The following is a 12,543-nucleotide window of genomic DNA, read 5'->3' on the forward strand; positions in this document are numbered from 1 at the left end:
GAAACTCCCCTATCAGGAACAGGAACCGATCACCAACCGACCGGCATGGAAACCGGTCCCCGCACGATCACGCCGAACTGCCACCGGACGCCGTCCCGGCCGTCGGCCAGGTGCAGGTCCGGGAAACGCGTCAACAAACCGGTCATCGACTCCTGGAGCTCCATCCGCGCCAGCGCGGCCCCGATGCAGTGGTGCGGGCCGTGGCCGAACGCCATGTGCGGGTTCGCCTGGCGGGTGATGTCCACCTGCTCCGGGTTCTCGAACACCAGCGGGTCGCGGTTGGCGGCGGCCAGGGCCGGCATCACCGGGTCGCCGGCCCGCACCACGACGTCGCCGAAGCGGACGTCCTCGGTGGCGTACCGGGCGAACATCGCCGCGGTGTTGATCGGCACGTAGCGCAGCAGTTCCTCGACCGCGTTGGGCATCAGCTCCGGGCGGGTGCGCAGCAGCTTGAGCTGGTCGGGGAAGTCGGCGAGCAGGGTGAACAGGAAGCTGGGCAGCCCGGAGGAGACGGTCTCGACGCCGCCGGTGAGCAGGCCGGGGCCGGCGATCGCGATCAGCTCGTCCTCGGTCAGCTTGTCGCCGTCGTCGCGGGCGTAGACCAGGGCGCCGAGCAGGTCGTCGGTCGGCTCCGCGCGGCGCTGGGCGATCAGGGCGGACATGTACTCGCCGAGCTCGCCGCCGATCTCCTCCAGCACGTTCCCGTTCATGGTGGAGTCGTTGGTCAGGCCCTCGGTCCACTTGCGGAAGATGTGGTGGTCGGAGAACGGCACCCCGAGCAGGTCGCAGATCACCGACACCGGCAGCGGCCGGGCCATGTCCTCGACCAGGTCCGCGGGTTGGCCCTTCTCGACCATCGCGTCGATCAGGCGCGTGACGCGGGACCGGATGTCGGCGCGCATCTGCTCGATCCGGCGCGCGGTGAACGCCTTGTTGACGAGCTTGCGCAGCCGGGTGTGGTCCGGCGGGTCCATGCCCATGATGCCGTCGCCGGTCAGCTCCCGGCGCAGCCGGGGCTGGTCCAGGCCCTGCGCCATCTCGCGGCTGAACCGGGGGTCGGCCATCACCATCTTGACGTCGGCGTAGGTGGTGGCCAGCCAGGCCGGCTCGCCGTAGGGCAGGCGCACCCGGCTCATCGGCTCCTCGGAGCGGAGCCGGGCGTACATCGGGGAGACCTCGACTTCCGTCATGTCGAACGGGTAGTCGCGGATCTGCCGCTCGGTCGTCATGCCGGTTTCCCTTCCAGAATCTCGTGCTCTGCCGTACCGACCGGCCGGTCGGCCTCACGGTCGAGTGCGACCGCGTCGAACCTGTCCTGCACGTAGCACAGGGCCTGCCGCAGATCGCCCGAGGTGATCCGGCGGCCGGGGCGGACCGTGGCGATCCGCTGCAGCGGGAGCCCGCCGAGCTCCGACCAGCAGAGCCGGCCGGCCTCGTCGAGGTAGCTGCGGCTGCGCCCGGCGTTGTCCGGGTGCAGGCAGTACGGGATGTCGAGCAGGCCCCGTTTGAAGGCGCCGACCAGGGCGCCACCGAGGTCGCCGGCGCCGTTGAGCACCGCCGTCACCAGGGCCGAGGCCTCCTGGTACACCTGGTTGTCGGTCAGCGGGGCCGCCGCCGGGAGGCGGTCCGGCCGGGCTCCGCGCCGGTGCTCCCGGGCGACGGCGGACGCGTGGGTGAGGGCGTCCACGTTGTCCTGCACCGTGGGGATCCGGCTGGACTCGACCACGGTCTTGACGATCAGCCGCTCGGAGCCGGTGGCCACGGCCAGCCGGGCCGCCTCGGCCAGCAGGGCGTTCGCCCCCCGGGGCGTGCGCGGGTAGACGCCCATGTAGGCGTAGACCACCACGTGCCAGTCGGCGCCCGGCAGCAGTTGCCCGGCCAGGGCGCGCAGTGCCCGGATCGCCTCGGCGTCCTGCTGGGCGTTGGTCTGCTGGGCGTAGCTGAGCGAGAGGGAGCGGATCCCCTTGGCGTGGAAGAACATCGCCTCCAGCACGCTGATGGCGACCAGCTGGCTCGGCGGGCACAGCTGGCCCAGCATGCAGCCGCCGAAGGTCTCCAGGTGCGGGCGCGCCCCGGTGCCGGCCGCGAACTCCGCCGCCAGCTCGCAGGACGCCTCCCAGTTGCGCACCGACTCGTCCAGCGGGATGCGCCCGTAGGGCAGGCAGTAGGAGACCGGGCCGCCCTCGGTGGCGTGCAGCCCGGCGTCCAGCAGCGCCTTGAAGATGTGCAGCGGGCGGGCCGAGCCGTGCCGTACCTGCACCGGGAAGCCGCGCCCCGCCAGGCCCTCGACGACGCCCCGGGTGACCTCGGCCGGGTAGCTGACGATCGGGTAGCCGTTGAGCGCGACGCCGTCGCGCAGCGCCCGCCGCACCGAGTCCAGGTCTCCGGTCCGGGTGTAGCTGTCCAGGGTGATCGTGCCGACGGTGTCCGCGTCGGCCCGCTCGGTCGCCTCCAGGCCGGCGCGCATCAGCGCCGGGTCGGCCATGCCCATCCGGGGCTGGACCACCAGGGCGCCGTCGGCGTGGACCCGCCGCACGTGGTCACCGAAGTTCATGGACCTGCCGCTCGGAGAGGCGGCCGAGCAGGCCGGTGAAGGCCGTGATGCCCTCGGGCCGGTCGTCGAACACGGCGTCGAACCCGGCGCCGAGCAGCTCGTCGATGTGCTCGGCGCTCTCACCGCCGGTGATGCCGAGCTTGCCGCCGATCAGCACCGGCAGCCCGGCCAGTCCGGCGTCCTCGCGCAGCCGCCGGATCACCCGCAGGCCCTCGTGGTAGCCGTGCCCGTTGACGCTGGAGAGCACCAGCAGCATCGGGCGGCGCTCCCGGCACTCCTCCAGCAGCATCTCGTCGGGCACCGTCGCGCCGAGGTTGACCACCTCGAATCCGAGCTCCTCGATCAGCAGCTGGAGGAAGACCAGGTTCCAGGTGTGCGCGTCGGAGGCCATGCTGCTGACCACCACCGTCCCGCGCGGGTGCGCCGGTTCGCCGGACCGCCGCGTGGGCAGCGGCCCGTCCCCGGCGGCCGGCGCGCCCCGGTGCGACGTCCCGCCGGCGACCGCGCCGGTCATCGGGCCTCCACCTCCGGCACCTCGGCCCGGGTGTACTCCAGCCGGGTCGCCGAGACGACCTCCTCGCCGCGCAGCACCACCTCGGCCGGGGCCGGGCGGCTGAGGAAGCCGAGCAGGCTCGCGCTGACCCCGTAGGCGCCGACGTTCGGGACGACGATCACGTCGCCCGGTTCGAGCAGCGGCAGCCGCACGTCCCGCCCCAGCGAGTCGCCCGGGGTGCAGAGCGGTCCGACCAGGCTCGCGACGTCCTGCGCCTCCTCGCCGTCGAGCTGAACGGCGGCGGGCAGCAGCCGGCCGAGGCCGGACAGGCCGCCGAGCGCGTTGATCCCGGCGTCCAGGATCACGAAGCGGTTGCCGCGGCTCTCCTTGACGTTGACCACGCCGCTCAGCAGGAAGCCGCCCTCTCCCACCAGGTAGCGGCCGGACTCCACGGCCAGCCGCGGCGTGCCGGTGCGCCACCGCGGCAGGTGCAGGTCCAGGATCCGTTCGAGTTCGACGGCCAGCTTCGGGTACTCGGCGCGCTCGCCCGGCACCGCGTACGGGGAGGAGAAGCCGCCGCCGATGTCCAGGAACTCCAGCGGCAGGCCGACCTCCTCGGCCAGCTGGACGGCGGACCGCACGGTCCGCTCGAACTCGCCGACCAGCCCTGCCTCGTCGACCGCGTTGCTCATCGTGAAGAAGTGCGCGCCGACCACCTCGGTGCCGGGCACCGAGGTCAGCAGGGGCATCAGCTCCGGCAGGGTCTCGCTGTCGATCCCGAACTGCGAGGGCTTGCCCATCATCCGGATCCCGGTGGTGGCGGCCTTCGTCCCGGCGCTGTTGATCCGCAGCAGGCATCGGGCGACCGCGCCCTGGCGCAGCGCGGCCGCGCCGACGTGCTGGAGGTCGGTGTAGGACTCGACGGAGAACATCCGCACGCCGCGGCCGAGCGCGTACTCCAGCTCGGCCGGGGTCTTGCCGGGCCCGGTGTAGAGGCACTCGCCGGCCTCGTAGCCGGCGGCCAGCGCGGAGTCCAGCTCGCCGGTCGAGCTGATCTCGGCCCGGCAGGGGCGGTCGGTGCCCTCGCGCAGGGCGCGGGCCACCTCGGGGTGCGGGTTGGCCTTCAGCGCGTAGTACAGCTCGAAGCCCTCGGGCACGGAGCCGGCCAGGGCGCGGTGGCCCTCGGCGATCAGGTCCAGGTCGTAGACGTAGAGCGGGGTGCCGTAGCGGGCGGCCAGCTCGCGGTAGCGGTCGGTCGGGCGGTTCATCGGGCGACCTCCTCGGCCTGCGCGGCCTGTGCGACCGGGGCCGCCGGGCGCTGCGGGGCGGCCGGTCCGGCCGGACCGGCGAGTTCGGCGTCGAGCATCCGGGCCAGCTCGGCGGTGGCGTTCTTGCCGTGCGCGGTCAGCGGGATCCGCTCCAGCACCCGGCAGAGCGAGGGGACCTTCTGCGGCTCCAGGCGCTGGAACAGCTCGCGCAGTACGGTGTGCGGCGGCAGGTCGGCCTCGACGAACAGGCACAGGTCCCGGTCGCCCGAGGGCGGCACCACGGCGGCGGCGTGCACCCCGGGGATGTCCACCGCGGCGGCCTCGATCTCCAGCGTGCTCATCCGGATGCCCTTGCGCTTGAACATGTCGTCCCGGCGGCCCTCGAAGTACAGGAAGCCGTCCTCGTCGACGCTGCCGTAGTCGCCGGTGTGCAGCCGCAGTTCGCCGGTGGCCGGGTCGGGCCGGAAGGCGCGGGCCGACAGCTCGGGCGCCCGCCAGTAGCCCGGCATCACGTGCGGACCGGCGGCGACGATCTCGCCGACCTCCCCGGGCCCGAGCTCCGCGCCGTCCTCGCCGAGGATCAGCACCCGGGTGCCGGGCAGCGGCAGGCCGACCGAGTCGGGCCGGTGGTCGTCCAGCTCCGGCGGCATGACGGCGATCCGCTTGCACTCGGTCTGGCCGAACTGGCGCACCACCCGGACGCCGTCGAAGGACTTGCGGAGCTTCTCGATGGTGGGCTGCGGCAGGGCCGCGCCGGTGTTGGTGAACATCCGCACCCGGTTCGGCTCCTGCGGCGAGGTCTCCCGCTCGGCCAGGGTGGCGATCATCGCGGCCAGCGAGGGGACGATCGGCACCACGGTGGCCCCGGTCCGGCGGATCAGGCCCAGCAGCCGGAGGTCCGACTCCGCGCCGGCCAGCACGATCTCGGAGCGGCCGTGGCAGGACAGCAGCACCTTGTAGAGGCCGTAGTCCCAGGAGATCGGGAAGCGGCAGAACACCACGTCGTCCTCGCGGTACCCGAGCACCTCGCCGATGGACATGGTGGCGAAGGCGATCTGCGCGTGCGGCTCGACGACGCCCTTCGGCGCGGCGGTGCTGCCCGAGGTGTAGACCAGGACCGCGATGTCCTGCGGCTCCACCGGGGTCGGCTCGGCCGGCGAGCCGTCGGCCGCGGCCTGCTCGATCCCGGCCCAGGTGTCGGCGGTGTCCGAGCCGGAGAGGACGAGCACCGGCTGCGCGTTCGCGATGACGCTCTCCAGGTGGTACTGCTTCATGCCGGGGTTGAGCGGTACGAAGACCGCGCCGCGCCGGGAGACGCCGAACATCAGGGCGACCAGCTCGCGCGTGGTCTCCCACTGCACCACGACCCGGTCGCCGCGCTGCACGCCCCGGGCCTGCAGCCAGTACTCGGCGGCCCGGCTGTAGCGGGCCAGCTCCCGGTAGGTCCACCGGCCGGCCGCGTCCTGGACGGCGTAGGCGTCGGGGCTCCGGGCTTCGGCCTCGTCCAGGAAGGAATGGACAAGCATGGTGCGCGTCAGATGACCGAAGGTGTCCACAGGCTTGCTCCAAGCCACGAGAAGGTGACGCGACGAAGCAATGTCGCGAAGGATTCGCAGGGGTCGCGCTGGTCCGCACCGAGAAACTAACGGTCGGCCAGGCGGGAATCACACCCCTTAAGGTCCCCTAGCCGGGCTGCGGCACCCGCCCCGACGTGCGGCGGAACGACCTTCGGGGAATGGCTGGTTGACGGCCCGCCAGGGCCGTCAGGCGACCGCGCCCCGGCGCCGCGGCTGCATCGCCAGCCGCGGCGTGGCGGCCAGCACCTCGAAGTTGGCGGTCGTCCGGGAGACCCGGCCGAACAGGCTGTCCGGGCCGGCCACGCACACCGTGCCCACGCCCCGTCCGACCAGGGTGTCGACGACGTCCGTCCAGCGCATCGGCCGGACGAAGCTGTCCAGGAGCATCGTCCGGACCTGCTCGCCGGTCTGCAGGACCGTGCCGTCCTGGTCGGCCACCACCGGCAGCGTCGGATCGGCGAACGACAGCGTGCCGATCACCTCCTCCTCCGCCTGGCGGCGCAGCGCGCCGAACACGGAGGCGTGCATGGGCGGCCGCATCGTGTAGAGCGAGAAGCCGCCCAGCGACCGGAGCCTTTCGAGCAGCCAGTCGAGGTTGCGCTCCCGCAGCGACACCATGAAGAAGTCCCGGTCGATGTGGCAGGAGATCTCGTGCCACTCGCCGCGCGCGGTGAGCTCGCCGAGCACCTCGTCCAGCTTCTCCCGCGGGGTGCGGGTGAACGAGTGGGTGACGACGTCCTGGAACTCGGTCGCGAAGAAGGCGTCCTGCAGTCGGGCCAGCCGGGCGGTCATCCAGACCGCGTCCTCGACCTCCAGGGCGCCGCAGTAGGCGGCCAGGGCCTTCTCGCCGAAGCTCGGGCCGGCGCAGAGGTCCGCCTGCACGCCCAGCTCCTGCTCCGCCCACCGGGCCAGGGCCAGGCAGTTCACCAGGAAGCCGACCTGGGCGGCGGTGCTGTAGTCGGAGTCGTCCTGCCGCATCCGCTCCAGCAGCGGGTAGCCGAGCCGCTTGCCGGCCACGGCGGCCAGCCTGCGGGCGAACGGGTTGACGGCCATGAACCGGCCGACGTCCGCGAACCTGCTCGGGGCCATGCCGGGGAAGACCATCGCCTGCCCCGTCCGCTCCCCGGCCTCGATGGCACCGGTGTTCATCGATTCCCCCTGTTCATCCGAGTGGTGCGAGCCGTGCGGGTCGTGCCGGTCGAGCGGGTCGCGCTGGTCGTGCGGATCATCCGAGTTCCTGGAGGAACTCGCGCAGGACGGCGAGGAACTGCTCGGGCTCCTCCAGGTTCGGCACGTGGCTCGACTCCTCGAAGACCTCCCAGCGCACGTCCGGGATCAGGTCGGCGTACGGCTGCGCGGTCACCGGGGTGGCCTCGTCGTACCGGCCGGTGACCACCAGGGTCGGGACGTCGATGTCGGGCAGGCAGTCCACCACCGACCAGTCCTTGAGCGTGCCGACGACATGGAACTCGCTCGGCCCGTTCATCACCGAGTAGACCGTCGGGTCCTCCGACATCTCCAGGTAGGAGGCCCGGTAGTCGCGCGGCCACGGGACGACCCGGCACACGTGGCGGTCGTAGAACACCCGCACCGCCTTGTAGTACTCGTGGGAGGCGGTGGTGCCGGCCTCCTCGTGGCGGCGGAGCGTGTCGTCCACCCCCGGCGGCAGGGCCGCCCGCAGGACGGCCATCTCCTGGCGCCACAGCGGGTAGGAGGCGGGCGAGTCGGCCACCACCAGGCCGCGCAGGCCCGCCGGCCGGCCCGCGGCGTGCCGGGCCCCCAGCAGCCCGCCCCAGGAGTGGCCGAACAGCACGTAGTCGTCCGTCACGCCCAGGGAGTGCAGCAGGTTGTCCAGTTCCGCCGCGAACAGCTCGGGCGTCCAGAAGTCCGCGCCCTTGTCCGGAAGCCGGGTCGACCCGCCGTTGCCGAGCTGGTCGTAGTGCAGCACCGGCCAGCCGTACCGGGCCAGTTCGGCCAGGTTCGACAGGTAGTGGTGGGTGCTGCCGGGGCCGCCGTGCACCACCACCAGGACCGGCCGACCGGCGCCGGGCGTCCCGGTCATCCGGTACCAGGTCCGGTACTCCCCGAAGGGGACCACACCCTGGGCGACATCCATTCCGATCACCTCACTGCCAGTCAGCGGCCGGTCCCGCCCCACATGTCTAGCTCCGCAAACCACCTCGGAACCAGCCCCTTAGGGGGGCCGGGCACCCCTCCGCCTGACGCTCGGTCACCGGCCGAAAACCCCTACGGGGGCCGGGTCCGGACACGCGAAGGCCCCTCCGGCGCCGTGCCGGAGGGGCCTCGCGGGGTCGTCGGGTCAGGACGGACGGATCAGGGCGGACGGATCAGGGCGGACGGATCAGGGCGGACGGTCTCAGGAGGAGTGGGCCTCAGGAGGGGTGGGTCTCGCTCAGGTAGGCCAGGACGGCCAGCACCCGGCGGTTGTCGTCGTCGTGCGGGATGAGGTCGAGCTTGCTGAAGATGTTGTTGATGTGCTTGCAGACCGCCTTCTCCGTGATGGTGAGGCGGCCGCCGATGCCCGCGTTGGTCCGCCCCTCCGCCATCAGGCCCAGCACCTCGTGCTCACGCGGGGTCAGGTTCTGCAGCGTCTTGTTCTGGGAGTGCCGCGACAGCAGCTGGTTGACCACGACCGGGTCCAGGACCGTACCGCCCGCGGCGACCGTCCGCACGGCGTCGACGAACCTCGTGACGTCCGACACCCGGTCCTTGAGGAGGTAGCCGAGACCCCCGCCGCTGGCCGCGAGCAGCTCCTTGGCGTAGAGCTGCTCGACGTGCTGCGACAGCACCAGGACCGGCAGGTCGGGCGTGTGCCGGCGGGCTTCGAGCGCGACCCGCAGGCCCTCGTCGGTCTGGGTCGGGGGCAGCCGCACGTCCACCACCGCGACGTCCGGCTTGTGCACGGCCAGCGCCTGGGCCAGCGAGGGACCGTTGTCCACCGCCTCCACCACCTCCAGGCCGTAGGCGGTCAAGAGCCTGATCAACCCGTCCCGCAGCAGGGTCAGGTCTTCGGCGATGACAACGCGCATGGCAGCTCCATGGTGATGATGGTGGGTCCCCCGACGGGACTGGTCACGACGAGCACTCCGTCGAAGGCTGCCAGGCGACGCTCCACCCCCGCCAGTCCACCGCCCGCCGTCGGGGAGGCCCCGCCCATGCCGTCGTCTCCGACGATCGCCACCAGTCTGCCGTCCTCGTGGCTCAGCTGCGTCCAGGCGCGGCTCGCGCCGCTGTACTTGGCCGCGTTGGTGAGCGCCTCGGCCACCGCGAAGTACATGGCCGACTCCACCGGCGCCTCGGGCCGGCCCGGCAGCTCGATCCGCACGTCCACCGGGAACGGCATGGACATCGCCAGGGCCCGCACCGCCCCGTCCAGACCGCGCTCGGCCAGCACCGGAGGATGGATGCCGCGGACCAGGTCCCGCAGATCGGAGAGGGCCTGCCCGCTGTGCTCCCGGGCCTCGACCATCAGCGCCGAGGCGGCCTCCGGATCATGCTTGATCAGCTGCTCGGCCAGGCCGATGTTCATGCCCAGGGCGACCAGCCGGGCCTGCGCGCCGTCGTGCAGGTCGCGCTCGATCCGCCGCAGCTCGGCCGCCGAGGCGTCCACGACCTTGGTGCGGGAGTCGGTCAGCGAGTCGACCCGGGCGTTCAGCTGCCCGCGGCCGGGCGACAGCAGCGCGGCGGAGAACAGCGCGTGGCCCTTGACGATCAGCGGCGCCCCGGCGAGCGCGGCGGTCAGGCAGAGCGCGCCCAGCGGGATGTTCAGGGTCCAGTACAGGTGGTGGGCGGTGGTCAGCGCCACCAGGAACGGCGCCACCAGGAGGCCGCCCAGGCCGTTGACGAGCAGCGCGGCCGGCAGCACCCCGAGGAGGGCGCCCACCGGCACGTTGAGCAGCAGCCACAGCAGGTCGCGCCAGGTCGCCGGGTCCCTGACCAGCTCCCGGCAGAGCTCGACCCGGCCGCCGGCGCCCGGCTCGACGCGCGGCAGCGGCCGGTAGGGCGAGGCGATCGGCACCCCGGACCACTCACGGGCCCAGCGGCGCTGGGTGTCGGCGAACGCGCGTGTCCCCTTGAGCAGGACCGGCGTGGTCAGGACCCCGAGGCCGAGCGGGAGGAAGATGATCGACAGGAGCGAGCCGACCAGCAGCGGCACACCGGCGAACTGGGACACCGCGGCCTGCACCAGGCCCCGGCCGCACGCCGTCAGCACCCGGACGACCCGGCCGGCCAGCCGCGACACCCCGCTCATGACTGCCCCGCCGGGGCCGGGGCGGCGGTCGTCCCGCCACCCGTGCGTGCTCGGGTCACTGTCGTCTCCTCGTGGTCGTGCCTGTCCTCCTGATCAAGTCTCGATCCTCGGTGACGTTCTGTCAGGGGGGTAAACACCCCGATCAAGGTCGGGGCCGCCCCCGCCGACCGGCACCCCTACCCCCTCGACGGGCCCGTGGGGAGCCCCTAAGGGGCTGGTCGGCTCAGGGGTGCAGTCGCTAAACATGGGGGACGGAGGAGAGGAGCCCGAGGATGGCGGGGCAGGCGGCGCCGGTTCACGACGAGGCGGCCACGCCCGGAGGACGTGGCCGCGGGGCGGATCCGCGATGGCCGCACGGCCCGGACCGGGCCGCCGGTGTCGTGGCACCGGAGTGCCGCTACGCCTCCGTCCGGATCCGGGACAGCGTCTTCCACAGCGTCTCGGGGGTCTCGAACGTCGCCAGCGACAGGGCTTCGTCGTAGAACCTCACGTCGTAGGCGTCCTCCAGTACGGAAAGCAGGTCGACTGTCGCCAGGGAGTCGAGACCGAAATCCCGCAACGGGGCGTCGGCGGAGAGTTCCTCATCGGCGGGCAGATACGGCAGAAAACGGCGCACGGATTCTTCGAATCGCTCATCCCACATGTCGGCGACCTTACCGACGGCGTCAGTTCGGGTCGACGAGTTCGAACCCCTATTTCATTCCCGGCCATCGGAGGCGGACATGGAATTCCCGACAGAGAACACGCTCCCGGCCAGGTTCCTGCGCGGTCTGGCCGCATCCCCCGACGGGGCGGCACTGCGCCACGGCGACGACGCCCGGACCTACCGGCAGCTGCACGACCGGGCCCTGCTGTGGGCCGGCGCCCTGACCGCCGAAGGGGCCAGGACCGTCGGTGTCCTGGCCCGCAAGGGACCCGAGGCGTACACCGCGATCCTCGCCGCGCTGTACGCCGGCGCCACCGTGGTGCCGCTGCGCCCGGACTTCCCGGCCGCCCGGCTGGCCCAGATGGCGGAGGCCGCCGGGGTGGACGTGGTGGTCGCCGACCGGGAGGCGGTGCCCGCCCTGGCCGAGGTCCGGCAGGGCCGGGCGGTGCTCCTGGTCGGCCCGGACGGCACCGCGCCGGCCGACGACCTGCCGTACACCACGCTGAAGACGGACCCGGCCGCGGCGCTCACCGAGCCCCGGGCGGTGGCCGCGGACGACCTCGCCTACGTCCTGTTCACCTCCGGCTCGACCGGCCGGCCCAAGGGCGTGCGGCTCACCCACGGCGCCTTCGCCCACTACTTCTCGCTGCTGGACGCGCGCTACGACTTCGGCCCCGCCGACGTGTTCTCGCAGGTCTTCGACCTGAACTTCGACTGCTCGGTGTTCGACCTGTTCTGCGCCTGGGGCGCGGGCGCCGAGTTCCTCACGCTGCCGCCGCAGGCGTTCCGGGCCCTGCCGGAGTTCCTCGCCGACCACGGCGTGACGGTCTGGTTCTCCACCCCGAGCGCCATCGACCTGGTGCGCCGCACCGGCGGCCTGGCCCCGGGCGCGATGCCTGGCCTGCGTTGGAGCTTCTTCGCCGGCGAGGCGCTGACCTGCCGCGACGTCGAGGACTGGCGGCGGGCCGCGCCGGCCGCGACCGTGGAGAACCTGTACGGCCCGACCGAGCTCACCGTGACCATCGCGGCCTACCGCTGGTCCGACGACACGACGGCGGGCATCGCGGTCAACGGCGTGGTGCCGATCGGCGCCGTCCACGCCGGCCACGAGGTCCTGCTGCTCGACGCGGACGGGGAGCCGGCCGCCGAGGAGGGGGAGCTCTGCATCGCCGGCCCCCAGCTCACCCCCGGGTACCTGGACCCGGCCGACGGCACCGGCCGGTTCCTGGACCGCGGCGGCCGGCGCTACTACCGCACCGGGGACCGGGCCCGCCGGATCGGCCCCGACGGGGCGGACCTGGCGTACCTGGGCCGGCTGGACTCACAGATCCAGGTGCAGGGCTGGCGGATCGAGCCCGCCGAGGTCGAGCACGCGCTGCGCGCCTGCGCGGTCCGGGACGCGGTGGTGGTCGGTGCCCCGACCCCGGCCGGCACGGTGCTGGTGGCCTTCTGCACCGGGGAGCCGGTGCCCAGCGTCGAGCTGGTGCGGGGGCTGCGGGAGCTGCTGCCGGCCGGGGCGATCCCGCGCCGGTTCCTGTTCGTCGAGGAGTTCCCGCTGTCGCCCAACCGGAAGGTGGACCGGGGCTCGCTCACCGCGACGGCCGCCGCGCTCAAGGGTCTCTGAGCCGGAGGCCGGCGGGACGCGCACGGGAGAAGTCCCCCGGGGGGGGGAAACCACCCCGGGGCGTAAGCCCGGGGCCCCCCCCGGGGCGCACGGCGCCCCCGCGAGGGG

At 73.0% G+C, this 12,543-nt stretch carries 11 protein-coding genes; 1 reads left to right on the plus strand and 10 read right to left on the minus strand.

Translation table 11 applies throughout. The features are described 5' to 3' along the window. Positions 1 to 29 precede the first annotated feature (29 nt). From ACFVFS_RS22160 to ACFVFS_RS22205, 10 genes are all read right to left on the minus strand, one after another. Positions 30 to 1,229, minus strand: coding sequence for a cytochrome P450 (locus tag ACFVFS_RS22160; protein ID WP_380626326.1), 1,200 nt, complete (start codon positions 1,227 to 1,229; stop codon positions 30 to 32). Continuing rightward, on the minus strand, positions 1,226 to 2,554 hold the full coding sequence (locus ACFVFS_RS22165; protein ID WP_380626327.1) for a methylaspartate mutase: 1,329 nt from the start codon (positions 2,552 to 2,554) through the stop codon (positions 1,226 to 1,228). The genes ACFVFS_RS22160 and ACFVFS_RS22165 overlap by 4 nt, the downstream gene beginning before the upstream one ends. Next, entirely contained in the window at positions 2,541 to 3,068 is a 528-nt protein-coding gene (locus ACFVFS_RS22170) for a cobalamin B12-binding domain-containing protein (protein WP_380626328.1), read from the minus strand. Before ACFVFS_RS22170 ends, ACFVFS_RS22165 begins: the two co-directional genes overlap by 14 nt. Then, complete coding sequence (locus ACFVFS_RS22175) at positions 3,065 to 4,315, minus strand: type III PLP-dependent enzyme (protein WP_380626329.1); 1,251 nt, start codon at positions 4,313 to 4,315, stop codon at positions 3,065 to 3,067. The genes ACFVFS_RS22170 and ACFVFS_RS22175 overlap by 4 nt, the downstream gene beginning before the upstream one ends. Continuing rightward, entirely contained in the window at positions 4,312 to 5,841 is a 1,530-nt protein-coding gene (locus tag ACFVFS_RS22180; protein WP_380626330.1) for an AMP-binding protein, read from the minus strand. The genes ACFVFS_RS22175 and ACFVFS_RS22180 overlap by 4 nt, the downstream gene beginning before the upstream one ends. A gap of 237 nt (positions 5,842 to 6,078) precedes the next feature. Further along, entirely contained in the window at positions 6,079 to 7,041 is a 963-nt protein-coding gene (locus ACFVFS_RS22185) for an ACP S-malonyltransferase (protein ID WP_380626331.1), read from the minus strand. 76 nt (positions 7,042 to 7,117) lie between these two features. Then, the gene (locus ACFVFS_RS22190; RefSeq protein ID WP_380626332.1) at positions 7,118 to 8,008 is read right to left on the minus strand and encodes a proline iminopeptidase-family hydrolase; all 891 of its coding nucleotides are present in this window, start codon (positions 8,006 to 8,008) and stop codon (positions 7,118 to 7,120) included. Positions 8,009 to 8,285: 277 nt separating this feature from the next. Then, on the minus strand, positions 8,286 to 8,942 hold the full coding sequence (locus ACFVFS_RS22195; RefSeq protein ID WP_380626333.1) for a response regulator: 657 nt from the start codon (positions 8,940 to 8,942) through the stop codon (positions 8,286 to 8,288). Further along, complete coding sequence (locus ACFVFS_RS22200; protein ID WP_380626334.1) at positions 8,915 to 10,165, minus strand: sensor histidine kinase; 1,251 nt, start codon at positions 10,163 to 10,165, stop codon at positions 8,915 to 8,917. Before ACFVFS_RS22200 ends, ACFVFS_RS22195 begins: the two co-directional genes overlap by 28 nt. 397 nt (positions 10,166 to 10,562) lie before the next feature. Further along, complete coding sequence (locus ACFVFS_RS22205; protein WP_380626335.1) at positions 10,563 to 10,808, minus strand: phosphopantetheine-binding protein; 246 nt, start codon at positions 10,806 to 10,808, stop codon at positions 10,563 to 10,565. A 79-nt stretch (positions 10,809 to 10,887) separates the two neighbouring features. Between ACFVFS_RS22205 and ACFVFS_RS22210 the strand changes: the two genes are divergently transcribed. Then, the gene (locus ACFVFS_RS22210; RefSeq protein ID WP_380626336.1) at positions 10,888 to 12,435 is read left to right on the plus strand and encodes an AMP-binding protein; all 1,548 of its coding nucleotides are present in this window, start codon (positions 10,888 to 10,890) and stop codon (positions 12,433 to 12,435) included. Positions 12,436 to 12,543 lie beyond the last annotated feature (108 nt).

This window comes from Kitasatospora sp. NPDC057692 (genome assembly GCF_042799475.1).
Classification (GTDB): domain Bacteria; phylum Actinomycetota; class Actinomycetes; order Streptomycetales; family Streptomycetaceae; genus Kitasatospora.

What these genes read in the sequence shown, in the direction of transcription:
- ACFVFS_RS22195 (WP_380626333.1), bottom strand. Translation starts at nt 8,942, where the DNA reads ATGCGCGTTGTCATCGCCGAAGACCTGACCCTGCTGCGGGACGGGTTG.
- ACFVFS_RS22175 (WP_380626329.1), bottom strand. Translation starts at nt 4,315, where the DNA reads ATGAACCGCCCGACCGACCGCTACCGCGAGCTGGCCGCCCGCTACGGC.
- ACFVFS_RS22165 (WP_380626327.1), bottom strand. Translation starts at nt 2,554, where the DNA reads ATGAACTTCGGTGACCACGTGCGGCGGGTCCACGCCGACGGCGCCCTG.
- ACFVFS_RS22210 (WP_380626336.1), top strand. Translation starts at nt 10,888, where the DNA reads ATGGAATTCCCGACAGAGAACACGCTCCCGGCCAGGTTCCTGCGCGGT.
- ACFVFS_RS22160 (WP_380626326.1), bottom strand. Translation starts at nt 1,229, where the DNA reads ATGACGACCGAGCGGCAGATCCGCGACTACCCGTTCGACATGACGGAA.
- ACFVFS_RS22185 (WP_380626331.1), bottom strand. Translation starts at nt 7,041, where the DNA reads ATGAACACCGGTGCCATCGAGGCCGGGGAGCGGACGGGGCAGGCGATG.
- ACFVFS_RS22205 (WP_380626335.1), bottom strand. Translation starts at nt 10,808, where the DNA reads ATGTGGGATGAGCGATTCGAAGAATCCGTGCGCCGTTTTCTGCCGTAT.
- ACFVFS_RS22200 (WP_380626334.1), bottom strand. Translation starts at nt 10,165, where the DNA reads ATGAGCGGGGTGTCGCGGCTGGCCGGCCGGGTCGTCCGGGTGCTGACG.
- ACFVFS_RS22180 (WP_380626330.1), bottom strand. Translation starts at nt 5,841, where the DNA reads ATGCTTGTCCATTCCTTCCTGGACGAGGCCGAAGCCCGGAGCCCCGAC.
- ACFVFS_RS22170 (WP_380626328.1), bottom strand. Translation starts at nt 3,068, where the DNA reads ATGACCGGCGCGGTCGCCGGCGGGACGTCGCACCGGGGCGCGCCGGCC.
- ACFVFS_RS22190 (WP_380626332.1), bottom strand. Translation starts at nt 8,008, where the DNA reads ATGGATGTCGCCCAGGGTGTGGTCCCCTTCGGGGAGTACCGGACCTGG.